This is a genomic window from Streptodolium elevatio, from assembly GCF_040649515.1.
GTDB classification, from domain to species: domain Bacteria; phylum Actinomycetota; class Actinomycetes; order Streptomycetales; family Streptomycetaceae; genus Yinghuangia; species Yinghuangia elevatio.
This window is the reverse complement of the sequence record NZ_JBEZFP010000069.1, coordinates 20901-46398: the sequence shown is the minus strand read 5'-3', so window position 1 is coordinate 46398 and position 25498 is coordinate 20901. Positions and strand designations below refer to the sequence as shown.

The 25498-nt window shown below is 72.8% G+C and carries 23 protein-coding genes; 11 read left to right on the top strand and 12 right to left on the bottom strand.

Annotated features, from left to right (window positions below; all coding sequences use genetic code 11):
* Nucleotides 1-123 precede the first annotated feature (123 nt).
* Nucleotides 124-570 (bottom strand): nuclear transport factor 2 family protein, encoded by a 447-nt coding sequence (locus AB0C36_RS24795; protein ID WP_358357561.1) that lies wholly within the window; start codon nucleotides 568-570, stop codon nucleotides 124-126.
* 258 nt (nucleotides 571-828) lie between these two features.
* Between AB0C36_RS24795 and AB0C36_RS24790 the strand changes: the two genes are divergently transcribed.
* Together AB0C36_RS24790 and AB0C36_RS24785 are read left to right on the top strand one after the other, a co-directional pair.
* Complete coding sequence (locus AB0C36_RS24790; protein WP_358357559.1) at nucleotides 829-1956, top strand: S1C family serine protease; 1128 nt, start codon at nucleotides 829-831, stop codon at nucleotides 1954-1956.
* Nucleotides 1957-2010: 54 nt separating this feature from the next.
* Complete coding sequence (locus tag AB0C36_RS24785; RefSeq protein WP_358357558.1) at nucleotides 2011-3006, top strand: RDD family protein; 996 nt, start codon at nucleotides 2011-2013, stop codon at nucleotides 3004-3006.
* 6 nt (nucleotides 3007-3012) lie between these two features.
* On the opposite strand, the gene AB0C36_RS24780 is transcribed toward AB0C36_RS24785, so the two are convergent.
* Nucleotides 3013-3204 (bottom strand): ferredoxin, encoded by a 192-nt coding sequence (locus AB0C36_RS24780; RefSeq protein WP_358357557.1) that lies wholly within the window; start codon nucleotides 3202-3204, stop codon nucleotides 3013-3015.
* A 249-nt stretch (nucleotides 3205-3453) separates the two neighbouring features.
* On the opposite strand from AB0C36_RS24780, the gene AB0C36_RS24775 reads away from it, so the two are divergent.
* The 3 genes from AB0C36_RS24775 to AB0C36_RS24765 all read left to right on the top strand — a co-directional run bounded on the left by AB0C36_RS24775 (nucleotide 3454) and on the right by AB0C36_RS24765 (nucleotide 9037).
* Nucleotides 3454-4224, top strand: coding sequence for an ABC transporter ATP-binding protein (locus AB0C36_RS24775; RefSeq protein ID WP_358357555.1), 771 nt, complete (start codon nucleotides 3454-3456; stop codon nucleotides 4222-4224).
* Nucleotides 4225-4227: 3 nt separating this feature from the next.
* Nucleotides 4228-6774 (top strand): FtsX-like permease family protein, encoded by a 2547-nt coding sequence (locus AB0C36_RS24770; RefSeq protein WP_358357553.1) that lies wholly within the window; start codon nucleotides 4228-4230, stop codon nucleotides 6772-6774.
* 133 nt (nucleotides 6775-6907) lie between these two features.
* Nucleotides 6908-9037, top strand: a complete 2130-nt coding sequence (locus AB0C36_RS24765; protein ID WP_358357550.1) for a serine/threonine-protein kinase — start codon at nucleotides 6908-6910, stop codon at nucleotides 9035-9037.
* 86 nt (nucleotides 9038-9123) lie between these two features.
* Here AB0C36_RS24765 and AB0C36_RS24760 read toward each other — a convergent pair whose 3' ends face one another.
* Nucleotides 9124-9546, bottom strand: coding sequence for a hypothetical protein (locus AB0C36_RS24760; protein WP_358357548.1), 423 nt, complete (start codon nucleotides 9544-9546; stop codon nucleotides 9124-9126).
* Between the two features lie 99 nt (nucleotides 9547-9645).
* Nucleotides 9646-10200 carry a nuclear transport factor 2 family protein gene (locus AB0C36_RS24755; protein WP_358357547.1) on the bottom strand — a complete coding sequence of 185 codons (555 nt, stop codon included), beginning with the start codon at nucleotides 10198-10200 and terminating at the stop codon, nucleotides 9646-9648.
* A gap of 149 nt (nucleotides 10201-10349) precedes the next feature.
* On the opposite strand from AB0C36_RS24755, the gene AB0C36_RS24750 reads away from it, so the two are divergent.
* Nucleotides 10350-11138 (top strand): SDR family NAD(P)-dependent oxidoreductase, encoded by a 789-nt coding sequence (locus tag AB0C36_RS24750; protein ID WP_358357546.1) that lies wholly within the window; start codon nucleotides 10350-10352, stop codon nucleotides 11136-11138.
* Between the two features lie 81 nt (nucleotides 11139-11219).
* A complete protein-coding gene (locus AB0C36_RS24745) occupies nucleotides 11220-11489 on the top strand; it encodes a hypothetical protein (protein ID WP_358357543.1) in 270 nt (89 codons plus the stop codon).
* An 87-nt stretch (nucleotides 11490-11576) separates the two neighbouring features.
* Here the strand turns inward: AB0C36_RS24745 and AB0C36_RS24740 are convergent, their stop codons facing one another.
* From AB0C36_RS24740 to AB0C36_RS24715, 6 genes are all read right to left on the bottom strand, one after another.
* On the bottom strand, nucleotides 11577-12065 hold the full coding sequence (locus tag AB0C36_RS24740) for a YcxB family protein (protein WP_358357541.1): 489 nt from the start codon (nucleotides 12063-12065) through the stop codon (nucleotides 11577-11579).
* A 127-nt stretch (nucleotides 12066-12192) separates the two neighbouring features.
* On the bottom strand, nucleotides 12193-13866 hold the full coding sequence (locus AB0C36_RS24735; protein ID WP_358357539.1) for a PrsW family intramembrane metalloprotease: 1674 nt from the start codon (nucleotides 13864-13866) through the stop codon (nucleotides 12193-12195).
* Between the two features lie 88 nt (nucleotides 13867-13954).
* Nucleotides 13955-14764: a tRNA (guanosine(46)-N7)-methyltransferase TrmB gene (gene trmB / locus AB0C36_RS24730; RefSeq protein ID WP_358357536.1), complete on the bottom strand. Its 810-nt coding sequence runs from the start codon at nucleotides 14762-14764 to the stop codon at nucleotides 13955-13957.
* Nucleotides 14765-14870: 106 nt separating this feature from the next.
* Nucleotides 14871-15074, bottom strand: coding sequence for a hypothetical protein (locus AB0C36_RS24725; RefSeq protein ID WP_358357533.1), 204 nt, complete (start codon nucleotides 15072-15074; stop codon nucleotides 14871-14873).
* Between the two features lie 117 nt (nucleotides 15075-15191).
* Nucleotides 15192-16415 carry an L-2-hydroxyglutarate oxidase gene (lhgO, locus tag AB0C36_RS24720; protein ID WP_358357529.1) on the bottom strand — a complete coding sequence of 408 codons (1224 nt, stop codon included), beginning with the start codon at nucleotides 16413-16415 and terminating at the stop codon, nucleotides 15192-15194.
* A gap of 136 nt (nucleotides 16416-16551) precedes the next feature.
* Complete coding sequence (locus AB0C36_RS24715; protein ID WP_494410258.1) at nucleotides 16552-17895, bottom strand: NsdA family TPR-like regulatory protein; 1344 nt, start codon at nucleotides 17893-17895, stop codon at nucleotides 16552-16554.
* Between the two features lie 752 nt (nucleotides 17896-18647).
* On the opposite strand from AB0C36_RS24715, the gene AB0C36_RS24710 reads away from it, so the two are divergent.
* Nucleotides 18648-20564: an albusnodin/ikarugamycin family macrolactam cyclase gene (locus AB0C36_RS24710; protein WP_358357525.1), complete on the top strand. Its 1917-nt coding sequence runs from the start codon at nucleotides 18648-18650 to the stop codon at nucleotides 20562-20564.
* Between the two features lie 22 nt (nucleotides 20565-20586).
* Here the strand turns inward: AB0C36_RS24710 and AB0C36_RS24705 are convergent, their stop codons facing one another.
* Together AB0C36_RS24705 and AB0C36_RS24700 are read right to left on the bottom strand one after the other, a co-directional pair.
* Nucleotides 20587-21798, bottom strand: a complete 1212-nt coding sequence (locus AB0C36_RS24705; protein ID WP_358357523.1) for an RNA polymerase sigma factor — start codon at nucleotides 21796-21798, stop codon at nucleotides 20587-20589.
* Nucleotides 21795-22166, bottom strand: a complete 372-nt coding sequence (locus AB0C36_RS24700) for a YciI family protein (protein WP_358357520.1) — start codon at nucleotides 22164-22166, stop codon at nucleotides 21795-21797. Before AB0C36_RS24700 ends, AB0C36_RS24705 begins: the two co-directional genes overlap by 4 nt.
* Before the next feature lie 351 nt (nucleotides 22167-22517).
* Between AB0C36_RS24700 and AB0C36_RS24695 the strand changes: the two genes are divergently transcribed.
* From AB0C36_RS24695 to AB0C36_RS24685, 3 genes are all read left to right on the top strand, one after another.
* On the top strand, nucleotides 22518-23366 hold the full coding sequence (locus tag AB0C36_RS24695; RefSeq protein WP_358357518.1) for a TetR/AcrR family transcriptional regulator: 849 nt from the start codon (nucleotides 22518-22520) through the stop codon (nucleotides 23364-23366).
* The gene (locus tag AB0C36_RS24690; RefSeq protein WP_358357516.1) at nucleotides 23363-24508 is read left to right on the top strand and encodes an acyl-CoA dehydrogenase family protein; all 1146 of its coding nucleotides are present in this window, start codon (nucleotides 23363-23365) and stop codon (nucleotides 24506-24508) included. The genes AB0C36_RS24695 and AB0C36_RS24690 overlap by 4 nt, the downstream gene beginning before the upstream one ends.
* 160 nt (nucleotides 24509-24668) lie before the next feature.
* Complete coding sequence (locus tag AB0C36_RS24685; RefSeq protein ID WP_358357513.1) at nucleotides 24669-25442, top strand: AMP-binding protein; 774 nt, start codon at nucleotides 24669-24671, stop codon at nucleotides 25440-25442.
* Nucleotides 25443-25498: the final 56 nt, after the last annotated feature.

Sequence of the window (25498 nt, the reverse complement as noted above, 5' to 3'; positions counted from 1 at the left end):
GTGTACGACGACACGTCGTACACCCGCCCCTCGCACGTTCTCCGGGCGTGTTCTCCAGCAGAGCCGACCCGCTGCGGACCGACCGACGAGGGTCGGCCGGACCGGGTCGGCCGCAGGGATCCTTCAGCCCATGCCGGGGGTGGCCGGGGCTATGTACATGTAGCCCTTCTCCTCCACCCGGGACTTGATGCGCCACTTGCCGTCGACGCGCACGAACGTGTCGAGGTACCAGAGTCCGCACAGCATCAGGCTCTGCTGACCGTCCTCGCCCGGCATGACCATCGGGTTGTGGCACATCGTGCGGCCGGTCGCGGTGTCGCCGTCGAGGGTGACCTCCGAGTTGCCGACCATGTGCTGGAACGCGGGGAAGTTCGGCATCACATCGGCGAGGAACTTCTTCGTCGACGCGAGGTCGCCCGTCGAGCCGCCCATCGCCGAGTAGTCGATGTGCGCGTCCGCCGTGAAGACGTCGTCGAGCAGGTCCCACTGGCGGGTGTCGACCGCGTGCGAGTAACGGACCATCAGGTCCTGGATTTCGAACCGGTCCGAGATCTCTTGCAGCGACAGCATGGTGCCTCCGGGTTGCGCTGGTCCATGAGCCCGGCGGGCACGGGACGGCCCGCCGCGACGCAATGTCACCCGGGTTCGGCCCAGGAAGCAAGGGGGGCCTTCGGGCGGGTTGCGCCGGGAGGGTGAATCCTCGGAGTTTTTGATTCCGACATTTCGGGCATTGATGAGCGGATCCGGAGTCGGTCCGGAGCGGGGCCCTGTGGGCCCGGGGTGGATCCGGGCGGAGCCGCCGGGTCGAGGTACGCGAGGGAGTCTGCGGTGTCTGCACGGACTTGGGCGGGACCACTGGGCCGATGCCGCCGCGCGGCCGCGGTGCTGGCCGCCGCGACGGTGCTCGCGGTCGGTGCGGCCGGCTGCTCGGACGACGGCGACGACAAGGGCAATGCCGCTGGGAACACTCCCGCGCAGGCGTCCTCCGAGACGACGCAGAAGGCCGGCCAACCGGCCGCCGAGGGCGGCGCGGACGACCTCCAGAGCGCGTACCGCAAGGTCGTGACCGACGTCCTGTCGTCGGTCGTGCAGATCACCACCCCGGACGGACTGGGCTCGGGCATCGTCTACGACGACAAGGGCAACATCGTCACCAACGCGCATGTCGTCGGCAACGCCACGGCGTTCCAGGTGACCCTGGCCACCGGGGCGCAGCCGCTGACCGCGAAGCTGGTGGCCTCGTACCCGCCCAACGACGTCGCGGTGATCCGCCTCGACAACCCGCCCGGCGACCTCAAGCCCGCCCAGTGGGGCGACTCGTCGAGGATCGACGTGGGCACCATCGTGCTAGCGATGGGCAACCCGCTCGGCCTGTCCGGCAGCGTGAGCCAGGGCATCGTGTCGGCGCTCAACCGCACCCAGAGCGAGGCCGCCGACTCCGGTTCGCCGGGCGCGACGATCCCCAACCTCATCCAGACGACCGCCGCCATCAACCCGGGCAACAGCGGCGGCGCACTGGTCGACCTGGAGGGCAAGGTCGTCGGCATCCCGACCCTGGCAGCGGCCACCGGCGCGGGCAACAGCCTCGCGCCGGGGATCGGGTTCGCGATCCCCTCCAACACCGCGAAGAACCTGGCCGACCAGATGATCAAGGACGGCAAGGTCACCGACTCCGACCGGGCCGCGCTCGGCATCACCGCGACCACCGTCGTGGGACGTGGTGGCGACGCGGCCGGCGTCGGCGTCGTCACCGTCGACCCGAACGGCGCGGCCGGCAGGGCCGGGATCCAGGCCGGCGACGTCATCACCGCGGTCAACGGCACCGATACCGCCAACCAGGCGGCGCTTGCCGAGGTGCTGGCCGGCCTCAAGCCCGGTGACACCGCCAAGGTGAGCCTGGTACGCGCGGGCGGCGGGGACGCGACGGTGGACGTCACACTGGGCGAACTGTCCTGAAAGCCGCGCGGCGTGGCTTGACGCCCCGGGCAACATCGCGGGACCGTCCGGTGCATGACGTTCCCTCAGCAGCCGGGACCGGATCGGGAGCAGTACCCGAACCAGCCTCCGGGGCAGTACCCCGGCTCGTACCCGGGGCAGTACCCGGGGCAGCCGGCCCAGCCGCCCGCGTACCCCGGGCAGCCGCCGGCGTGGGACCCGCAGGGGCCGACCGCGACCGGATGGCAGCCCCCGCCCGGGCAGCCGTACGGTGCGCCGCCCGGCCCGCCGCCCGCCCCCGCGGCGCCCGTCGATCTGCCCCTCGCGTCACGGCTGTTGCGGTTCCTCGCCCGCACAGTCGACTACGCCCTCATGACCGCACTCGTCGCGCCGCTCTGGTTCGTCGCCTACAACTACCTCCAGGGCGAGGCGGCCAACCTCCCCAACACGACGTTCGCGAAGACCTTCCGCGCGCTCCTGCTCGGTGACGCCGACAAGGCACAGCGCGCGCCGCTCGACGTCGTCGACGGGCTGTGGGACAAGACGAAGCTGATACTGCTGCTCCTGGTCCTCGCGCACCTGCTGGTGCCGACGATCTACGACTGGCTGATGCACGCCAGGTTCGGCCGGACCCTGGGCAAGATCGTCTTCGGGATGAAGGTCGTTCCGGCGCAAGGCGGTTCGGGCCGCCTGGGCATCGGGCGCTCGGCCCGCCGCACCTTCGTCGCGGTGCTGCTCCCGTGGGGCGCGCTCATGCTCATGTGGTACCAGATCATCCTGCGCGACTGGCAGTTGGTCACGGTCTTCGGCCTGCTCAGCCTCATCGGGTTCGTCGACCCGCTGGCCGTCCTGGGCCCGCGCCGCCGTACCCTGCACGACCGCTCGGCCGGGACCCTCGTGGTCAACGTCAAAGCGCTGTCCAGGGCCGCGGAGCTCGGCCGCGGCGCCGGAAGCGCGGTGCGGCAGGCGTACCAGGGCTCGGCGATCCCCGGGCAGGCGGCCCGCCTCGGCTCCGGCGCCGCACAGCAGACGCGGGACCTCCGCGACCGGATCCGCCGCCGGCGCGGTTGAGCGCGGTCAGTCCGTGACGGTGATGGCCCGGGTCGGACAGACCCGGGCCGCCTCCTCGACCTGCGCGCGCAGTTCCTCCGGCGGGTTCTCCTGGAGGATGTAGAGGAAGTTGTCCTCGCGCACCTCGAACACCTCGGGTGCCTCGGCCATGCACAGGGCGTTGCTCTTGCACTTGTCGAAGTCGACGTTGATCTTCATGCGGAACTCCGGTCCTCGACGGCGGCCCGTGGTGACGGGCCCATGCACACCTATCACGCACCGCCACCGGTAAGGCCAGACTTCGTCGGCGACCGGGACCGCCCGCGAGGCCCCCGGGTCCTCCGCAGCGCGCGGGGTGGGGACAACCCCACCGAGAACCGGGGCGGTCGCCGGATCGAGACGTGATCACGAACCGGACAGGCTGGTTCCACGGTCGGAAAGCCCGGCCGCGGAACAGGAGGACCCGCCATGGGCAGGCGCGCCACATCCGTCATCGAGGCCCGTGCGGCCGCCGCCACCTCGGCGGTCAGCCTCACCGGAGTCACCAAGGTGTACGGACGCGGTTCCGAGGCGGTGCACGCGCTGCGCGGCGTCGACGCCGACATACGCAGGGGCAGCTTCACCGCCGTCATGGGCCCCTCCGGTTCCGGCAAGAGCACGTTCCTGCACTGCGCCGCCGGCCTGGACCGCCCCACCGACGGCCGCGTCGAACTGGCCGGCACCGACATCGCGACGCTGTCCGAGACCAAGCTGACGAAGCTGCGCCGCACCCGCGTCGGATTCGTCTTCCAGGCGTTCAACCTGGTCGGCTCGCTGACCGCCGAGCAGAACGTCACGCTGCCGCTGCGCCTCGCGGGCGAGCGCCCCGACAAGAAGTGGGTACGCGAAGTCCTGGGCCGCGTGGGCCTCGCGGACCGCGCCAAGCACCGCCCCGCGCAGCTCTCCGGCGGCCAGCAGCAGCGCGTCGCCATCGCCCGCGCCCTGGTCACCCGTCCCGACGTGCTGTTCGCCGACGAGCCGACCGGCGCCCTCGACACCCGCACCGGGCGCGAAGTCCTCGCGCTGCTGCGTCAGGTCGTCGACGGCTACGGGCACACCGTGGTGATGGTCACGCACGACCCGGTCGCCGCGTCGTACGCCGACCGCGTGGTCTTCCTGGCCGACGGCCGCCTCGTCGACACCCTCGACGCGCCGACCGCCGAGGCCGTCGCCGACCGCATGATCCACATGGAGGGCTGACCAGTGCTCCGGCTCGCCCTCGGCACCCTGCGCACCCGACTGGCCGGGTTCACCGGTGCCTTCCTCGCCGTCGCGCTCGCCACGGTCCTGGTGACCGCCGCGGGCGTCATGCTCGAATCCGTCCTGCGCACCGACTCCCCGGTGGAGCGGCTGCGGGGCACCGACCTCGCGGTCGCGGCATCCGACCACCTCGCGCGCACCCAGCAGATGGCCAAGTCCTCGGACGAGTCGGAGACGGACCCGCTGCGCCAGACCTCGCGCATCCCCGCCGGGCTGGCCGGGCAGATCGGTGCCGTGCCGGGCGTACAGGCGGCGGTTGCGGACCGCAGCGTGCCGGTCGGGCTGCCGGGCGGGCTCGGTGCGGACGTCCACGGTTGGAGCAGCGCGCAGTTGACGCCGTACCGGCTCACCGACGGGCACGAGCCGCGCGCCGACGGCGAGGCCGTCGTCGACACCGCGACCGCCGCCGCGCTCGGCCTGCGGCCCGGCGCCCGGCTCGACCTCGGCACGCCGCAGGGGCCGCGTACCGTCACCGTCGCCGGGATCGCCGAAGGACAGGGCGCGCCTTCGGTGTTCCTGTCCGACGCGCAGGCCGCCGGCCTGAGCACGGTGCCCTCGCTCGCCGACTTCATCGGTGTCACGCTCGACCCGGGCGCGGACAAGAAGCAGGTCCGGGCTGTCCTCCGGGACATCGTCGCCGCCGCCGGACCGCAGTTCGGCGACCCCACGCGTGCGCAGCCCGAGGTCAAGGTGCTGAGCGGCGGTTCGCTCGCACGCCTGGAGGCACCCGCCCGGACTTCCATGCAGGAAGCGACACTTCCGGTGGTCAGCGTGTTCGCCGGAAGCGCCGCCTTCGCCGCGGTCTTCGTGATCGCCGGGACGTTCGGCTTCTCGGTACGCCAGCGCATCCGGGAGATCGGCCTGCTGCGCGCGGTCGGTGCGACGCCGGGGCAGATCCGCCGTATGGTCTCGGCCGAGGCGCTGCTCGTCGCGACCGTCGCGGCGCTGCTCGCGGTGCCGCTCGGGTACGCGTTCTCGAACGTGCTCGCCGACCTGTTCGACAGCGCCGACGCCCTGCCCGCCGGCTTCTCGGTGGTGAAGTCGTGGCTGCCGGGCGTCGTCGGACTCGGCAGCGCGGTGCTGGTGACCCAGGTCGCCGCCCTGGCCGCCGCGGGGCGCGCCGCGAAGGTGCGGCCCACCGAGGTCTTCGGCGCGACGGCCAAGCGGCGCATCCTCGTTCCGGTGCTGCGCTACACGCTCGGCGTCGCGGCGCTGGCGGGCGGTGTCGCGCTGGTCATCGTCTCCACGAACCTCGGCGGCGACGAAGGCGCCGGCGCGTCGATCGGGATCGTGTTCACGTTCATGGTGGCGGTGGCGCTCCTCGGACTGCCCATCGCCCGGCTGTCGGTCGCGGTCATCGGGCGGCTCATCGCACCGACCGGCGACGCCGCGGGCCGCCTCGCGCGCGCCAACGGCGCCGCGGAGCCCGGCCGGGTCGCGTCCATCGCGGTGCCCATCGCGCTCACGATCGCCTTCTCGTGCTCGATCCTGTTCATCGGCACGACCGTTGCCGACGAGACGATCTCGCAGAGCAAGGCGCGGACGACCGCGACATTTGTCGTGGACGGTTCCGACCGGGCCGGCATCGCGCAGTCCGCGGTCGACCGCATCCGCACGCTGCCCGGCGTACAGGCCGCCTCCGGCACCGTCGAGACGACCGTCATGGACGGGTCGCTGTCGGACGCCGTGGAGATGGACGCACGCGGGGTCGGGCCGGATACCGCGCAGGTGATGGAACTCGGCGTACGCGAGGGCAACTTGTCCGATCTGCGCGGCGCGGACACCGTTGCGCTCGGTTCCCGGCACGCGGAAGCCAAGGGGAAGCACGTCGGCGACAGCATCAAGTACTGGCTCGGCGACGGAACACCCATGCAGGCGCGCGTCGTCGCCGTCTTCGACAACGCGTTCGGATTCGGCGACTACCTGATGCCGCGCGACGTGGCCGCCGCACACAGCACGGTCGGCACGTTCGACAAGGTGTACGTGACGGCCGCGCCGGGCGCCGACAAGGCGGCACTCGCCGCCGCGCTGGAACGCGAGGGCCACGTCCTGGACCGCGACGCATACCTCGACGAGGTGTCGGACGACGCCAACGAAAGCGCGTGGGCCAACGCCCTGATCCTGGGCGCCATCGCGGTGTTCACCGCCCTCGGCGTGGTCAACACCATCGTCATGGCGACCCGCGCCCGGACCCGCGAACTGGCCGTGCTGCGCCTTGCGGGCACCACCCGCGGCCAGGTGATGGCCATGCTGCGCCGCGAACTCGCGGTCGCCGCAATCGTCGGCGTGGGACTGGGCACGGCCATCGCGTGGATCACACTCGGCGCCTTCGCCAACGGCGTCACCGGGTCGTTCGATCCCTCGATGCCGCCGACCATCTATGTGCCGCTCGTAGCCGTCGCGTTGGTGCTGGTGTTCGGTTCCGGGACGCTGTCCGCGCGGTCCGCGCTGCGCATGGACCCGGTCGACGCGGTCGGGGCCCGGGACTAGAGCCGGACCCGACAGCCGGGAACCGCGGGCGCTCTGACGACGTGTCATCGCCAGTGGGCAGGGTGAGAGGATGCCCCGGACGAGGAGGCGGGCGCTCGGGGCCGCCTCCGGCGAGTGAGTGCGCGGAGGCGGTATGGCAGCCGAAGCCGGTGCGGGGATACGGCCGCTCGGAGAAGCGGATCCGCGGGCGGTCGGGCCGTACCGGCTGATAGGCCGGCTCGGATCGGGTGGCATGGGCTCGGTGTACGCCGGGCTCGACCACTACGAACGGCGCGTCGCCATCAAGATCGTGCACGCGCAGTTCTCCGACGACCGCGAGTTCCGCGCCCGCTTCAGCCGCGAGGTCGCCCTGCTCCGCCGCGTGCAGGGCACCTGCACGACACCGGTGCTCGACGCCGATGTGGACGCCCCGCAACCGTGGTTCGCCTGCGAGTACGTGCCCGGCCCGACCCTCCAGGAACGCGTCGAGCGCCAAGGCCCGATGGCCGGCGACGAACTCTTCGCGCTGGCCGCCGGACTGGCCGAGGCCCTGGTCGCCCTGCACGGCGTCGGCATCGTGCACCGCGACCTCAAGCCGCAGAACGTCGTGTGCTCGCCGGCCGGACCGCGCGTGCTCGACCTGGGCATCGCCCGGTCGATGGAGGACAGCGGGCTCACCCGCACCGGCATGATGATCGGCTCGCCGGCGTGGATGAGCCCGGAGCGGTTCAAGGGACAGAACAGCACGCCGGCGGCCGACGTCTACGCCTGGGCGATGATGGTCGCGTACGCCTCGACCGGCGTCATACCCTTCGGCACCGGCGCCCCCGAAGTGGTCGCGCTGCGCGTGCTCCAGGACGACGCGGACACGGCCGGTGTCCCGAACGCGCTGCGCGGCATCGTGGACTGGAGCGCGGACAAGGACCCGCTGCGCAGGCCGTCCGCCCACCAGGTGCTGGAGACGGTCACCGGCACCTGGCGCGGCGCGCTCGGGGCGGGCGCACCGGCGGCCGACCCGGTCTCGGACGCCACGTCGCTGATCAACCTGCACTGGAAGGCCCCGGCCATCGAGGGGGGTTGGGCCTCCGACGGGGGCCCCGCGGCCCCACCGGCGCCGCCCGGTCCCCCCGCACCCGGCGCCTCCGCATCCGGCATCTCCGCACCTGGTACCGGCAGGCGCCGGGCCGGACGCCATGCGGCCGCTCCCGCACCGGAGCTCGGACAGGACTTTTCCCAAGGGCAGACTCAGGGGCCCGGTTTCGGGCAGCAGCCGGGCGGAATGGCGGACGGGGCCACCGTCCCCGCGCCGCTCCCGGTGCCGCCGCCGGGCGTCCCGCAACCGCGGGGGCCGGTCGGCTCGGTGCCGCCGCTCCCGCCGACTCCGCCGCCGATGCCCCCCGGCCCGGGTACGGCACCCGCCGGGTACGCGCCGTACGGCGACGCCGCCTTCGGCGCCGCTCCCGGGTACGCGTCCGGGACACCGCACAGGCCCGGGACCAACGAAAACGACACGGTCGTCGGCGACTCGCTGGCGGGCCTGTTCGCCGACGGCGGCGGAACCGGCGGAGCGTCCGGTCGGCGTCGCGGGCGTGGCGGCGCCGACGGTGACGGCGGCACGGGTGAGAGTGCGGGCAGCGTCTTCGCCCGGCACCGCAAGCCGCTGATCGCCGCGGCGGCGGTCGTGGCCGCCATCGTCGGCGTGGTCGCGGCGGTCGCCGCGATCGGCGGCGACGAAAAGGACAAGCCGCCCGCGCCGCCGGCGGCGAAACCGGACACCCCGCCGCCGGGCACTCTCGTCGGCCCGGGTGTGTTCGACCTGTCCGGACTCAAACTGACCATCCCCGCCGGATGGGACGCCCGGCCGAACGGCCCCGCCACGGTGTGCGTGGCTCCCTTGGAACTGCCCGTCGAGGTGCGCACCGACTGCCTGCGCGGCGGACTGCGCGTATGGGTCGGCGAGAGCCAGGACCGCAAGGTGGCCCTCGACGACCCGGCGGGCTGGACGCTGGGCGCGCCCGCGGCGTGGTGCCCTTCGCTCGCGCCGGGCGCCACGGGGCCGAAGCCGAAGACCACGGGCCGCAAGTTCCAGAAGCTCGGGGCGCTGACGTACGAGTACGCGCGCTACACCGTCCCTTGCACCGACGGCACGTCGATCGAGCCGCAGGTCTGGTGGCTGCCGCAGTCGAAGATCTCGTTCAGCACCGGCGGGCTGCCGAAGACCTACGACGCGGTCGTCAAGCAGCTGGTCACGACGATGGACAAGAAGAGCTACAAGGCTCCGTAGTCCGCGCAGGCGGCCTTCGGGCCGCGGCGGGCCGCCGGAAACCGGGTCAGGTGCCCCAGGACCGGTCCAGACGGGTCGGTGCCGGGTCAGAACACCGCGACGTCGGTGGTCGCCACGAACGGGTTGTCCGGTCCCGCCGGGAACGAACTCCAGCCCTGCGCCTCGTAGACGTTCATGAGCTCGTGCTCGGACTTCTCCTCGTCGGGCCACTCCGCGCGCACCACGACGTGCACCGACGGGTGCGGGTACTGCTCCCACCACTCCACTATGTGGCCGTCCAGGTCGACCGGCACCGGGTGGTGCTCGACGCGGTGCACGAGCATGTACGGACCGCCTGTCCACGGGCCGACGTACGCGCCGCCCAGCGGTATCGCGGAGATCGAGTCGCCGCCGCGCGGCAGCGCGGGCCCCGCGAAGTCGCCGGACAGCAGCGAACCCACGTACCCCGTCGGGGGCCGGTCCTCCGGGACGTCCTGATAGAAGTCCACCCGGAGTCGGTACCGGATCACGTGCTGCCCCTCTGGTTGCCGAGTCAGGAAGCCGGCACCCATACGGCCGGTTCCATGAGTCTCATACGTATACCAGCCGATAGGGGTTACGCCGAAGGGCTAAGGCATTTCTCCGTTTTCGCCCGCCTTGTTGCCCTCGGGGTCGGTGAACTCCTGCCAGGTTTTCCACAGGCTGGGGACAGTGCCCGAACCGTACGACCGCTCGGGCCAGTTCGCGGGCGGCAGTCCGATCGGGTTCGCCCCGACGTCGGCGCCGTACCAGAGATCGTGGCGGCGGCGCACGAAGTACCAGCGCCCGCCGCGCCGCTCGTACACGTCGCGGTAGAGGATCGCCTGGTGGATCCAGCGCGGACCCTCCTGGATCTCGCCCTTGCAGTAGACGTGGCCGGTCGCGTGGTCCTCGTCCAGCAGGTCGATGACGTGCGTGCCCACGTTGAGGATGGTCACCCCGAGCGGACGCAACTGGTCGGCGAAGGACGCACGCAGGGCCTCCCGCCCGGAAGTGTCGCGCGTGACGCGGACGTCGTCGACGAACAACGCGCACAACCCGTCGAGGTCCCTGCTGTCGACGGCGAGTGCGTAGCGCGCGGCCAACTGGCGGATCTCCTCGTACGCCAGGAGCCTGCCCACGTCCCGCATCGCGCCCTCGTCCATGCCGTCTCCGCTCCGTGTCCCGGTGGGCTGATCTTGATGATCCGTCAGTTCCTTGATACCCGATAAGGGCAAGGAAAGTATCCGCGGGTGTGTGCCGGGGGCATGTGCGGATGTATGCGCGGTCTTACGCGCGGAAGAGGGTGGCGTCGATGAGCGGGAGCCTGGACGGACGGGTCGCGGTGGTGGCCGGCGCGGGCGAGGGGATCGGGCTGTCCACCGCGCTGGCCCTCGCGGGCGAGGGAGCCGACCTCGTGCTCGGCGCGCGACGCGCCGAACCGCTGCGCGAACTCGCCGACCGGGTCGCGGCGCAGACCGGCCGCAAGGTGCTCGCCGTACCGACCGACATCGCCGACCGCGACGCGTGCCACGCGCTCGTCGGCGCGGCCGCGGACGGGCTCGGGCGGGTGGACGTCGTGGTCAACGTCGCCACCTACAACCCGTCCGGCCGCGTGGAGGACCTGGACCGTGACGAGTACCGGCGGGCGTTCGACGTCAACGTGCTGGGCGTTCTGGAGGTGAGCCGGGCCGCGCTGCCGCACATGCGGGCGGTGGGCGGCGGGTCGATCGTGCAGATCAGCACGGAGGCGCCGCGCATGAAGCTGCCGTACATGGCGGCGTACGCGTCGACCAAGATGGCCATGGAGATCGCCTCGGCCACCATGGCGCGCGAAGTGGGCCGCGACAACATCCGGGTCAACGTCGTGGTCGCGGGCTACACCGACAACGCGAAGCTCGCCAAGTACCTGGAGGAGGTCGCGGAACGCCGCGGCCTGACGGCGGACGAGGTCCGCACGGAGTTCGCGTCGAGCGCCGCGCTGCGGCGCATCACGCAGCCGGAGGACATCGCCGAGGCCGTGCTCTTCCTCGCGTCGCCGCGCTCGCGCGGCATGACGGGCACCGTCACGCACGTGACCTCGGGAGTCGTACTGGAGCCGTGAGGCGCCCGCGCGCGTATGGCCGCGCGCTTCCCGGGCATCTACCCCTAAAGGGTGTGGATGCGAAGTGGGAGGGGGCGGCCGGTGGGGCGGAACCGACTCTCGGAACGGGCGGGCGACGCCGCGGCGCTGACCTTCGTGTTCTTCGCGATGACGATAGTCGCCGTGATGGTCGCGGCGTTCGCCGTGATCGCGCATTCGTGGCTGTGGGTCGTCGCGCTGGTGTTCGCCGCGCTCTTCCTGCTCGCCTGCGGCTGGAGCGCGCTGGAGGTCGTCATCGCGCGGCAGATGGACCGTGAGCGGCGCGAACGGGCGCGTGGGGACTACGCGGTACGCCCGATCGACCGGCGCTGACGCAGCCGCGTCGGCGCCGGGCCGGATTCGGGTCCGGGTCGGGTCCGGGTCGGATGTGCTCGGTCGGGGCCGGGCGTCGGCCCCGAGTCAGCGCCGGGTCAGGCCGCGCTCGCGCAGGAAGCCGCCGATCTCGGCGTTCTGCTCGGCGCTGAAGATCCGGTGCGGCACCATGATCGCCTGCGCCGGATTGAACTCGAAGATCCACTGCTCGTCCACCGACCGCAGCTTGCGGAAGGTGCTCCACGGGATCTCCGCGCGATTGGCCCCTATCGCCGACCGGTACACCTCGTCGGTCAACGTCACCTCGCACACGTCGCTGTGCATGTGCCGGTTCTGCCGGGCCGCCTGCAGCGGCGCCCACAGGCGCAGGCCCAGCATCGCCGCACCGAAGGCCAGGAAGATGAAGGGCCAGAAGGCGACCCCGCCGTCCAGCGCGCCCATCAGCAGCACCACCAGACCCGCCGCCAGCAGAATCGCGCCGCCCACGGTCAGACCGCGGAACAGGCCGCGGCGGAACGCGATGACCCCGTCGGCGATGTCGCGCTCGCTCGGGATGTAGTTGACGCTGATGTGCACGGGCATTCTCCAGTCGGGCCCACAGGCGGGCGCGGGCGGGGACCATAGTCCCACGCGCCCGGGTCTGCGGCGGACGGACCCGCGTTTGGTGCCGTGCGCGGTACGCGGGGGCGGTGCGGGCGGCGGTTCAGCCGCCCGTGGGCTCGCTTGCGGGGGCCGCCGAAGGCTTCGGTGGGACCGCGTCCACGGGGTTCGGTGCGGCGGGCTGTGAGTCCGCGGCCAGCGGCGGCCGGACGCTCCAGCCGGGCGGGACGACGGCGTGCGCGGCGCCCGCGTGGGGGACGGCGGCGTACGCGTGGGCGGGGGCGTACAGATGCGCGGCGTAGGGGTGCGCGGTGTAGGGATTTGCCGCGTACAGATGTGCCGGGTACAGCTGTGCCGAATAAGGGTGCGCCGAGTAAGGGTGCGCTGAATACGGATAGGCGCCGCCGTACTGATGCGCCGCGAACGCCGCCGCGGGCGCGGGGGCCGCATACGGGTTCGCCGCGTACGGCGGCCCGGCAGCTTGCGGGACCCCCGCCGGGCCGTACTGCGGCCACGCCGCCGCCTGCGTCCAGCCGTATGTGGGCATCGGCCCCCAGCGCGGCGTCGGCATCGTGCGCTCCGGCACCTCGCCGAGCGCGTGGCGCAGCTCCCACAACCGGTCGAGGAACACCCGTTCCTGCGGGGTGAACTCCTCCGCGGTGACGCCGCCCCGGACCGCGCTCCGCCGCAGCTCGGCCAACGCGGTGGCGTTCCAGTGGTATTGCCGTGCGGCGCGCTCGCCCGGTTTCCCGTACAGCGCGAGGGCGGCGCGGCGCTGGCGGTTGCGGTCGGCGACCGAGCCGAGCACGTACGGCTCGTTCCAGCTGAACCAGCCCGCCCCGACGTAGTGCGGCAGTTGGGTCCGGACCGCGTCCAGTTGCGCGCCGCGCAGCTTGTGGCCGGTCACGAACACGCCTGCGAGCAGCGGTGCCATGACCAGGAAGTAGACGGACAGCATGATCGCGGGCTCGTCGTCGACCGTGGTCTTCCACGCCGAGCCGTTCCACGCGGAGTGCAGGCCGACGGCCACCAGATAGCCGCCGAGGGCCACGAGAACCGCCCGCGAGCGGTTCCGCAGGAGCACCGCGATGCCGAGGGCGAGGCCGGTCGCGGCGGTGAACAGCGGGTGCGCGAACGGCGTGAGGATCGCCCGGCCCAGGAAGATCGCGGCGGTCTGCGCGGCGGCGTCGCCCTCGTCGCTGCCCTCGCCGAAGGCCCGGCCGAAGTACAGGACGTTCTCGGTGAACGCGAACCCCGCGGCCGTGGTGGCGGCGAGGACCAGTCCGTCCAGCGGGCCGCGGAACCACGGGCGGCGGAACAGCAGCAGGAGCAGGACCGCGGCGCCCTTGGCCAGTTCCTCGACGAACGGCGCGACGACGGTGAGCCCGAGCAGTTCGCCCTGGTACTCGCCGGAGCGGTCGACGATCGCGTCGATCGACCACGAGTTGGCGTACAGGGCCGCGAGTGCGCCCGCGCCCGCCCCCCACGACAGCGCGAAGGCCAGGTGCTGCCACGGCTGCGGTCGGGCCCGGGCGAGCAGCAGGAACGCGCCGACCACCAGCGGTACGGGGGCCGCCGCGAGCGGTATGCCGACCGCGAGGCCGTCGAGGCCGGTCACGTCGCTCATCTTGACCGCGGCGGTGATCCAGCATCCGGCGAACAGCAGGCCGAGCACCACGATCCGGTTGCGCGGCTTCGCGAGGAACGCCCGCAGCGCCCGCACCGTACCGCCGCCGGAGGGTCCGGCGGCGGTCAGCGCGTGATCGGGCGTGTCCATATGGTGTGACGATAGCCGGGACCGGCGACCGGTTCGTTTCCTTGGCCCAAAATGCGGCGTCCCGTGTCCGCGGGGCGCCGCGGGCGGTTCAGACGCGGCGGAAGATCAGGTCGGCGACCTCGTGACCCTTGGCGAGGCCCTGGCGCTCGAAGCGCGTCATCGGCCGCCGGTCCGGGCGCGGTACGTACCCGCCGCCCGGCCCCGCCGTGTTGGCGAGCGCGGGCTCGGCCTCGAGGACCTCCAGCATCCACGCCGCGTACGGCGCCCAGTCAGTCGCGCAGTGCAGCGTGCCGCCGGGGGCCAGGCGCGACGCCGCGAGAGCGGCGAAGCCGGGCCGGATCAGGCGGCGCTTGTGATGGCGCGACTTGGGCCACGGGTCCGGGAAGAACACCCGGATCCCGGCCAGCGAGTCCGCCGGGAGCATCTCGGTCAGCAGGACCACGGCGTCGCCCTCGGCGATGCGCACGTTGCCGAGCCCGCGTGCCTCGATCAGGTGCAGCAGATTGCCGATGCCGGGGGTGTGGATGTCGGTGGCGAGGATGTTGACGCCGGGTTCGGCCTCGGCCATCGCCGCCGTGGCCTCGCCCATGCCGAACCCGATCTCCAGGACCACCGGACCGCCGTTGCCGAACAGCGCCGCGGGGTCGCGCGGCTTGCCGTCCACGGGCAGGCCGTACGTCGGCCACAGCCGCTCTATCGCGTCCTGCTGCTGCGGGCTGAGCCGTCCTCGGCGCGGGTGGAACGTGCGGACGACCCCGACCGGCGGCCCGCCGAAGGGGTCGGGCGCCAAGGTGGACTCGGTGCCCGCGGGCGGCGACGCCGGCCGGTGCGCGGACGCGGAGACCGTGGCGGACGTCGTCGACGTGGCGGACGTGTCGGAAGGCGTGGCGGAGGACATGGGGAGAAGGCCGTCGGCTCGGGGGCATGGCACGCGGAGGCCGTGCCGGGAGACTCTTCGATGCTACGGGAGGCGTGGGCCCGATCCGGCCCTGCCCGGGGGCCGGTCAGCCCTGCTCGGACGGTCCCGGGCGCGGTTCGGCGGTGCGGCGCGCGTCTCGGGCGTCCCCGGTGCGTGCCTCGGTCCGTCGCCCGCGGGCCAGATAGTCCAGGGCGATCAGTTGGACGGCGTCCTGCGGGCTCTTGGTGCCGGACATCAGCATGAGTTCGATCGCGAGGTCGGCGTCGAGGGAGATGGTGACCTTGGCCATGGCCGCTCCTCGGGGTGGGCATGTCGGGTGGCGAGTCAGGGTGGCAAGTCAGGGTGGCAAGTCAGGGAGGCGAGTGAGGCGGTTCGGCGGAGGGCTTTGCGGTCCCTGCCGCTGTCCTCAGATGCCCGCGGCGAGGCGTTCCCGGACGCGGTCGGCGATCTCCTCGCCGATCGGCAGAGAGGCGGTGGCCGCCGGCGACGGGGCGTTCAGGACGTTCACGATGCGCTCGCCGCCGGTGAAGAGGAAGTCGTCGACGAGTTCGCCGTCGGGGCGTACCGCCTGCGCGCGCACCCCGGCCGGGGCGCGGACCAGGTCGTCCGCGGTGACGGCCGGCAGCATGCGCTGCACGGCGCGCGTGAAGGCGGGCTTGGCCAGGGAGCGCAGCATCTCGCCCGCGCCGTACCGCCAGTGCCGCCGGGCGATGTGCCACATGCCGGAGTAGCCGAGGGTCGCGGCGAGTTCGCGCGGGTCGGCCTGCGTCCACGCGTACCCCTCGCGGCGCAGCGCGAGCACCGCGTTGGGGCCGACGTGCACGTCTCCGTGGATGCCGCGGGTCAGGTGCACGCCGAGGAAGGGGAACGCCGGGTCGGGGACCGGGTAGACGAGGCCGCGGACCAGGCCGCGGCGGTGCGGTGCCAGCTCGTGGTACTCGCCGCGGAAGGGCACGATGCGGACCGGCGGCGGGGCGCCGCCCTCGGCTCGGGCGGCCATCGCGGCGATGCGGTCGCTGTACAGGCCCGCGCAGTTGACCACGACTCGGCCGCGCACCTCGCCGAGGCGCGTCTGCACGACGACCTCGCCCGGGTGCACCGCGAGCGAGGTGACTCCGGCGCCGGTACGCAGCGACACACCTTCGGCGTGCAGCAGGCCGACGAGTGTGCGGCAGACGTCGGTGTAGTCGACGATGCCGGTGGTCCCGACGTGCAGTCCGGCGATCGCGCGCACGTTCGGCTCGTATTCCCGGATCTGATCGGACGTCAGCTCGCGCACGGGTACACCGTTGGCCTCGCCGCGTTGGAAGAGCGTCTTCATGCGCCCGAGTTCGGACGGGTCGGTGGCGACCACGAGCTTGCCGGTGACCTCGTGCGCGATGCCGTGCTCGGCGCAGAACTCGACCATGCGGCGGGCGCCCTCGACGGCGAACCTGGCCTTGAGGCTGCCGGGCTTGTAGTAGAGCCCGGAGTGGATCACCCCGCTGTTGCGGCCGGTCTGGTGCACGGCCCAGGAGGTCTCCTTCTCCAGGATCGCGACGGTGGTGCCCGGGGCTCGTCGGACGAGGGCGTACGCCGTCGACAGCCCCACGATGCCGCCGCCGATGACGATCACGTCGTACCTGAGCATGCGCCCCTCCGCGTTCCCGGCCCGCCCCCCGGCGGCCTCCGATCGGCCCCCGGCCGACGCCCAGTATCGCGCGGCGCCGGTGCGGCCGGTCGCGGTACGGGCCGTCGCGGTGCGGCCCTTCGCCGTGGGTTCGGTGTCAGGCGGTGATGCCGATGGAGGTGCGCACCTGCTCGGAGAACTCCCGTACGACGGGCTCGCGGGCGTGCGCGGCCTGGAGTCCGGAGACGAGGTCGCGCACATAGGCGGTGTTGCGGGCGGAGTGCACGCGCTGGGCGACCGCGAGTGCGCGCATGCCGCCGCCGCACGCCGCGTCGATGTCCCCGGCGGCGAGGTCGGCATGGGCGCCGACGGCCAGGCGCAGGCCGTGCGAGCGGATGTACGCCTCGCTGCGCCCGGCCAGCGCGGCCGCCGTGAAGCGCCGGGTCTGCTCGGGCAGCCGGAGGTCCCGGTAGCACTCGGCGCCGTCCGCGCAGAGGCGGTCGTACGAGAAGAAGTCGATCCACTCGGGGTCGTCGTCACCGGTCCGGGCGCGTTCGAGGTGCCCCTCGGCGGCGTTGAGCGACCGCGCGCACGCCCCCGGATCGCCCGCGCGCGCGTGCGCCCGGGCCTCGACGAGGTGCAGGAAGCCGGTCACCTTGGCGGTGGCCACCCCGCGGTTGCGCTCCACGGCCGCCTGCGCGAGGTCGACGGCGGTGTGCGGGTGGCCGCGGTAGGTGGCCTGGAGGCTCATCGTGGCCAGGATGTATCCGCCGAGCGGTACGTCGGCCGCGGCGCGGGCGAGCCGCAGCGCCTGGATGTAGTAGCGCTGGGCTATCTCGTGCTGCCCGGTGTCGAACGCCATCCACCCGGCCAGCCGGGACAGTTCGGCGGTCGCGCCGAACAACTGGCGTCCCACCGAGTCCTGGTAGCTGCCGCGCAGCAGCGGCGTGGCCTCGACACGCAGGCATTCGGGCACCATGGACGCGCGCCAGTCCCCGCCGCCGTACTTGCTGTCCCAGCGCCTCGCCTCGGCCGCCGCCTCCCGGAGCTTGGCCACATCCGTCTGGCCGACCTTGCGGTCGGAGCCGCGGTGTTCGGCCAGTGCGTCCGCCGGGGTGATGAGCCAACGCGCGAGGGGGGTCGCGAAGGCGGTGACGGCGAATGTCCCGGTCAGGAATTCGCGGCGGTTCACGTGGTCGTGCCTCCACAGGTCGGTGGCCTTGACGACGGCTTCGGCAAGGTCGCGCGGGAAGGAGAGGCCCAGATCGGGATCGGACGGGCCGCTCTCGTCGAGACCGATCTCCTCCAACGGCACGGGGCGCCCGAGCCGTTCGGCGAGGACCGCCGCGATGAGGTGGGGGACGGGGCCTTGCGGGGTCATGCCCTTGCCGACCCAGCGGGCCACGGAGGTCTTGTCGTAGCGCAGGGTGAGGCCGCTGGCGGCACCTAGGTCGTTGACCCGGCGCGCGAGACCGGCGTTGCTCACGCCGGCGCGTACCAGAAGCGTGCCGAGAAGGTCGTTCGGCCCCCGAGGGGCCTGTTCGCGACCGGCCTGCTCCCGTGTGTTCGGCTCACGCGCGTTCGGCCGGTGCGTGCCCTGCTGGGGTGAGATCGGACCGGTGTCACCGTCCTGTGCCCCGTCGCGGACCGCGGCCGACCGGCTCGAACGCTTGCGCGTCGTGCCTGCGGACGGTGCGGCGGCGGACGGGGCGGCCGTGGCTCGCGCGGCCGGTCCCGTGGCGGACCCGGCGCCGGCGGATGCGGCGGATCGGGTTGCGGCGTCCGGGGGTTCGTGGGCGCGTACCTCGCGCGGACGGGGGAGTGGCCGGGGAAGACGGGAAGCCGTCACCGCGGGTCGGAGGGCGGCTTGCCCTGACCCGTCGCTCTTAGGACCACTGCGCATGGCTTGCCCCCAAAGGCGACTTCCGTCTACCTCAGGGTAACCGGAGGGGGTGGCGCGGGTAAGGGGAATGACGCTTTCGTACGAGCGCCGGTCAACGGGTGTACGAGAGGCGTCAAGACGGTACGCATCAGGTAGCTGATAGGCCGTCAAAATTCGCCACCAAAAGGTGGAAAAACCAACAAAAGAGCGACACTCGGGCGTGATGTTGTGCCGTGCGCCGGTACCGTGTGCCTGTGCGCCTGCCCATGCGCTCTGCACAGGGTTGCCTAACCTTGCTTGACTGTAAGGGCTTTGGTGCCGGCGATGCGTTGGCCGGTGCCGTGGAGGACCGCGGTACAGGGGGATCTGACATGCGCTGGTTCGCTGGGACGAGCGGCAGCCACTCGGCGCCGCGACCCGACCACTCGACGGTCGTCTGGGACGGCCCCGATCCCCTGTGGCTGGTGGGTGACTGGCCGCAGGACGAGGTGCGCACCGTCGCCCGGGGGCGGGACAAGATGGCCGTGCTGGGCGACTGCCGGGCCACCGACGCCGAGTTGGAGGTGGGGCTCGCGGTCGCGCGCGGCGGCGGGCTGCGGCATCTGACGTGCTGGCCGGGCAGCTACCACGTGGTCCTGCGGCTCGGGCGCCGCACGCTGGTGCTCGGCGACCTGGCCGGGTTGCGGCAGGTCTACCACGCGCCGTTCGAGGACGGCGTCGTGTACGCCTCCCTCGCCCTCCCGCTCGCCGACCTCACCAGCGCCCGCCTGGACCGCGACCTGCTCGCGGCGCGCGTGTTGTGCCCGGACGTCCCCGAACTGACCGCCGGCCGCTCGTTGTTCGCCGGCGTGCAGTGCGTCGGGCCGGGCCACACGCTTGAGCTGACCGGCTCCAAGGTCCGGCTGCGCCTGCACGAACAAGGCGCCGCACCCCTCGACTTCCCGGCCGCCGCCGCGGCGCTGCGCGAGGCGCTGACCGCCTCCGTGGACCGCCGTGTCGGGGCCGCCGCGAAGACGGGGACCGACCTGTCGGGCGGGCGCGACTCGACCGTCCTCTCGCTCCTGGCCGCGCGGGCCGCGCAGCACGAAGTCGTGGCCGTGACCTGGGCCGACCCGAGCGCGCGCGACGACGTCGAGTACGCCTCGCAGGTCGCCACCAAGTCGGCGCGCCTGCGGCACCTGCTTGTTCCCGCCGACGCGGACTGCCTGCCGTACACGCGGTTGATCGACGCCTTCGACGCGCCGCCGGTCCCCGACGACCCGGCCTCGTCGCTGGTCACGATCGCCCGCACGCTGCGGCACCTGGAGGCCGCCCGCGAGGCGGGCATCGACGTGCACCTGACCGGCTACGGCGGCGACGCGGTGCTCGGCACGCCGCTCGCTTACCTCGCCGACCTCGCGATGGACCGCCACCCCGTCGCCGCGATGCGGCACGCCCGCGCGTGGGCGCGGGTCGCGGGCGTGCGGCCGGGCGACCTGGCCGCGGCGGCCCGCCGCGTCGGGCGTACCGGCTTCGACCGGGCGCTGGTCGGGCTGGCCGAGGTGCTCGAAGCCGACGAACTCGGGATGTCCGCGGGGGGTATGGACGCCCTCGTCAACTGGGTCGCGCCCGGTCCCACACTTGTGTGGGCCGACCCGGACGCCCGGCGCGGCGTCGCGGCGGCGCTGCGCGCCCACGCCGAGCAGGCCGCCGCGGACACCGCGGAGCGCCGCGCCGACCCGTCCGTGCACCGCAGGCCCGGCGACCGTGCGTCGTGGGTCTCCGTGCGGCGCGCGGCGGACCGGCACCGGGTGATGCAGCAGATCGCGGACGGCAGCGGGGTCCGGATGCGGGCGCCGTACCTGGACAACGCCGTGGTCCGGGCCGGTCTCGCGCTGCCCGCGTGGGCGCGCGGACGCGGCGACGGGCCGCGCACGCTCCTGCACACCGCCGTCGAAGGCCTGGTGCCCCGCTCGGCGCTGTCGCGCACCGGCAAAGGCGACTACACGCGCTCGGAGATCCGGGGCCTGCGGCGCAACGCCGCGGACCTGCGGGACCTGTTCGCCTCGCCGCTGCTGGCCGAAGTCGGCATCCTCGACACCACCGCGGTACGCGCCGCGCTCGATCGGGCGACAAGGCCGGTGCTCGGCAAGGGCGCCGGCGGCGGCGACCCGAGCGAACTGCTGGGCGGATTCGCCGATGTCGTGGGTGCCGAGCTGTGGCTGCGCGGGGTCGCCGCGGGCCGGGCCACGCGTTGGGGCACGGGCACGGCCGCGACGGCGGGCAGCGTCATCGCCGCGGTCGCCTGACCGGCGGGGCGGGCGCGGGCCGTCACGTCCGCAACCGGCTTGCCCGGGACTCCAGGTAGCGCTGTTCGGCGATGCTCGCGGTGGCTTTGGCGGCACGGCGGTAGTGCTCGTACGCGCCTGCCGTGTCACCGGTCTTCTCCAGCAGATGCGCGCGTACGGAGAGCAGCCGGTGGTGGCCGGCCATGCGCGCGTCGTCGTCCAGCGTCGCCAGCAGGGCCAGTGCGGCTTCCGGCCCCTCGGTCTCGGCCAGGGCGATGGCGCGGTTGAGGGTCACCATCGGGTTCGGCGCGATCCGCTCCAGGATCAGGTAAAGGGCGTGCACCTGCCGCCAGTTGGTCTCCTCGGCCTTGGCCGCGTCCGCGTGCGTGGCCGCGATCGCGGCCTGCAGCTGGTACGGCCCGAGCGCCGGCCCGGCCAGCGACGTCCTGACCAACGCCGCGCCCTCGTCCAGCAGTTCGCGGTCCCAACGGGTGCGGTCCTGCTCGTCCAGCGGCACCAGGTCGCCGCCCGCGGTCGTACGCGTGTCCCGGCGGGCGTGCGTGATCAGCATCAGCGCGAGCAGCCCGGCCACCTCGGTGTCCTCGGGCAGTTGCGCGTGCACCATGCGGGTCAGCCGGATCGCCTCGCGCGCGAGGTCCACCCGGTGCAGCTCGTTGCCCGACGACGCGGTGTAGCCCTCGTTGAAGATCAGGTACAGCACGTGCAGGACGACGCGCAGGCGCTCCTCGCGCTCGGCGCCCTGCGGCAGCGCGAACGTGCTGCCCGCCGCCCTGACGCGCTGCTTGGCCCGGCTGATCCGGGCCGCCATCGTGGCCTCCGGCACCAGGAACGCCCGGGCGATCTCGGCCGTGGTCAGGCCGCCGACCGCCCGCAGCGTCAGGGCGGTCTGCGACGCCGCGGTCAGCGTCGGATGGCAGCACAGGAACAGCAGGACAAGCGTGTCGTCGGTGTCCGGGACGCTCCCGGGCACCACCTCGGCGGCCGTCGCCACCTCGCGCTCGCGCCGGGCGTGGTCGCTGCGCATCTGGTCGACGAGCCGCCGGGAGGCGACCGTGACCAGCCAGCCGCGGGGGTTGTCCGGCACGCCGTCGACCGGCCACTGCACCGCGGCGGCCAGGACGGCTTCCTGAGCGGCGTCCTCGCACCCCTCGAATTGGCCGTGCCGGCGTACGAGCAGGCCGAGGACCTGCGGCGTGAGCTCACGCAGCAGGTCCTCGATGTCCGGTTCTGTCACGCCTCCAATTGTCCGTCGGAGAACATGACCTGGCGCACCTCGATCCCCAGCCCCTTGATCGCGGCGTCCGGAATCTGCGCCGCGATCTCGATCGCGCGCGCCTTGTCCTCGACGTCGAGGAGGTAGAAGCCGCCCAGGTACTCCTTGGACTCCAGGAACGGGCCGTCGGTCACCACCGGCTGGCCGTTGCGCACCGACACCACGGCGGCCTGCGAGGGGTCGACGAGCGCCTGCGTGGTGAGCAGCTCGCCGGACTCCTTGAGCGCGGCCAGCAGTCTCCCGTGGCCCTCGCCGATGGCCGCTTTCTCCTCGTCGGTCAGCGCGTCCAACACCGCCGGGTTGATGTGCATGCTGATCAGGAACTGCATCTCACTGCTCCTCGTGGACCGCGGGCCCCCGGCCGGGGCCCTTCGCAAGGTGGTCGGAGCCGGCGCCGCCGTCTTGACATCCCCGGGCCCGCCGATTCCCGGAAGTCTTCCAACTTACGAGTTGGGAATGCGTGCCGCGAGCCCTGCTCGGAGCCGCACGGCTGCTCCCGCCGATCGGCCAGCGGGCCAGTTTGCCGGGAGAGCGCCGGAACTGGGTAGGAGCACGCGTACCGCGGCATTGCTTGTGGCCGGGCACCGTTCCGCGGTCATCTCTTGATCGAGTCTTGCCCCGGATCCGTCGCGCGCCTAGCATCCGACCAGAGAGTCGGAATTCCTACCCATGGGTTGACGATGGCGCCACGCAACAAGCTGATGCGCGACGAGATCCGCGGTACCGCGACGCGGCTGTTCGGCGTGCGCGGCATCGGCGCCGTCACGCTCCAGGAGATCGCGGACGAGCTCGGGGTCTCCAAGGCCGCGCTGTACCACTACTTCCCGAACAAGGAGGCGCTGGTCCGGGCGATCTTCGAGGACTGGGCGCGGGTCGGGTTCGACCGCATCTCGGCCGTCGTGGTGCTCGCCGAGCCGGCGTCCGTACGCCTGCGCCGGATGATCGAGCTCCACGTGCTCGGCCTCACCCGCGACCTCGACCTCTACCGGCTCGGGTTCCGCGACGAGGACCAGCTGCCGGACAGCGCCCGCGAAGTCTTCGACAAGTTCAAGCGCGACATCGACACCGCGGTACGCACCGTCATCCGCGAGGGCGTCGCCGACGGCGAGTTCATGGCGGTCGACCCGAAGATCGCCGGCTTCGCCGCGATCGGCATGTGCAACTGGATGTTCAAGTGGTACCGCCCCGACGGCGAGTACACCGCGGAGGAACTCGCGGCCATGCTCGCCCGGTTCGCCCTGGGCGGGCTGCTGCGCCGCGACCCCGCGCGCGCCGCCGACCAGGGCGGCGCGATCGACCGCGCGGCGCTCATCGCCGAGATGGCCGCCGACCTGCAGCGCGAGGTCGACACGCTGCGCGCGGCGGCGCTTCCGGCGCATGCGCCCCGGTCATCCGGGGCTTCCGAGCCGTGCGAGCCGTCGGCGCCCGACGAGCCGTCCGAGCCCGTCGAGCTGTCCGAGCTGTTTGAGCCGTCCGATTCCTCGGAGTCTTCCGAGTCACCCGAGCCCAGGCAGGGGGATCAGCCATGAGGGACCGTCATCTCGACGCCGAGCACATCGCGTTCCGGGAGAGCGTGCGGGAGTTCGTCCGCCGCGAGATCACGCCGTACCACGAGGAGTGGGAGAAGGCCGGGATCGTCGACCGCGAGCTGTGGCGCAAGGCCGGCAAGCAGGGCCTGCTGGGCATCGACGTGGACGAGGAGTACGGAGGCGGCGGCGTCCGGGACTTCCGCTACCTGGCCGCCATCTCCGAGGAGATCGTGCGCGCCGGGGCCAGCGGCGTCGGCTTCGGCCTGCACAACGAGGTCGTCGCGCCGTACCTGAACGACCTGGCCACCGACGAGCAGAAGGCCCGCTGGATGCCGGGCTTCTGCTCCGGCGAGCTGATCACCGCGATCGCCATGACCGAACCCGGTGCGGGCAGCGACCTGCAAGGCATCCGGACCACCGCGGTGCGCGACGGCGACGACTGGATCCTCAACGGCGCCAAGACGTTCATCACCAACGGCATCAACGCCGACCTGGTGGTCGTGGTCGCCAGGACCGACCCCGAGGCCAAGGCCAGCAAGGGCACCAGCCTGCTGATGGTCGAGCGCGGCATGGCCGGCTTCGAACGCGGCCGCAACCTCGACAAGATCGGCCTCAAGGCCCAGGACACCGCCGAACTCTTCTTCAACGACGTGCGCGTGCCCGGCAACAACCTCCTCGGCGAGGTCGACAAGGGCTTCTACCACCTGATGCACAACCTGCCGCAGGAGCGCCTGGGCATCGCGGTGGCCGCGGTGGCGGGCGCCGAGGCGGTGTTCGAGGGGACCGTGGAGTACTGCAAGACGCGCACCGCGTTCGGGCAGCCCATCGGGGGATTCCAGAACACCCGGTTCGAACTCGCCGAGATGGCCACGGAACTCGACATCGCCCGCACGTACCTCGACGACTGCATCATGCGGCACGTCGACGGCGAACTCGACGCCGTACAGGCCTCCAAGGCCAAGTGGTGGACCACCGACCTGCAGAAGCGCGTCGTCGACCGCTGCCTGCAACTGCACGGCGGCTACGGCTACATGATGGAGTACCCGGTCGCCAAGGCCTTTATCGACAGCCGGGTGCAGGCCATCTACGGCGGCACCAACGAGATCATGAAGGAGATCATCGGGCGCTCGCTCGGCGTGTGAGCCGGACGGTCCGAGTCGAGGGGTGCGGCCGTGGGTCTTCAAGGTTCGGGGCAGGTCGACGACGATGCCTACCGTTGGTTGGCATCCGGCGGCACGAGTACGGCGCGCCGACATCCGCGCCCCGTCCCCGCGGTCTCCGGCCGGGCAGGGAGGTGTCGGCGTGGAGCACGCGCGCAACCTGCTGGCGGCGCTGTGGCGGGCCGCCGACCACTGGCCCGAACGCATGGCCGCACACTGGCAGGACCCCGCAGGGCACGTGGAACGCTCGCTCACCTGGCGGGAGTTGGAGGACCGGGTGGTCGCCGTGGCGGCCGGGCTCATGGCCGGCGGCGTACTGCCGGGGGACCGGATCGGGGTCATGGTCAGACCGTGTGTCGAGTGGACCGTGCTCGACCTCGCGGTACTGGCCGCCGGTGCCGCCACGGTCCCGATGCCGCCCGGCCAGGGCGTCGCGGCGTGCCACCGCGCACTGCGGGGTACGGCACCGCGGATGGTCTTCGTCGAGAGCGGCGGCGACGCGATGACGGTGGCCCGGGCGACCGGTGGTGCGGCGGACCCGCCGCAGGAGATGTTCGTGCTGAGGGAAGGCGGTCTGCAGGTGCTCACCTCGTGGGCGGTGCCGCGCGACCGCGACGCGGTGCGCCCGTACGCCGAGCGCGTCACCACCACCACGGTCGCCCTGTTCGACCGCGGCGCGGCGGCCGAGACCCACGGCCCCGCGCGGCCCATGACGCACGGCGAGGTCGGCCGGGCCGCGGTACGGCTCGGCGCGCTCCTCGGCGTCTCGGGACCGGGGCGCACCCCCGGACCCGCGGTGACGGTCGGCCCGCTGCACCGGCTGCTCCCGCACCTCATGCAGTTCGCCGCGCTGGAGGCGGGCCGTTCGCTGGCCTTCTCCAGACGCGTGGCACGCCCGTACGCCGCGGCCGGCTAGACCGCCGTCCGGCCGCCGCGGGCACTCGACCGACCAGCACCGATCACGCGAGGGGA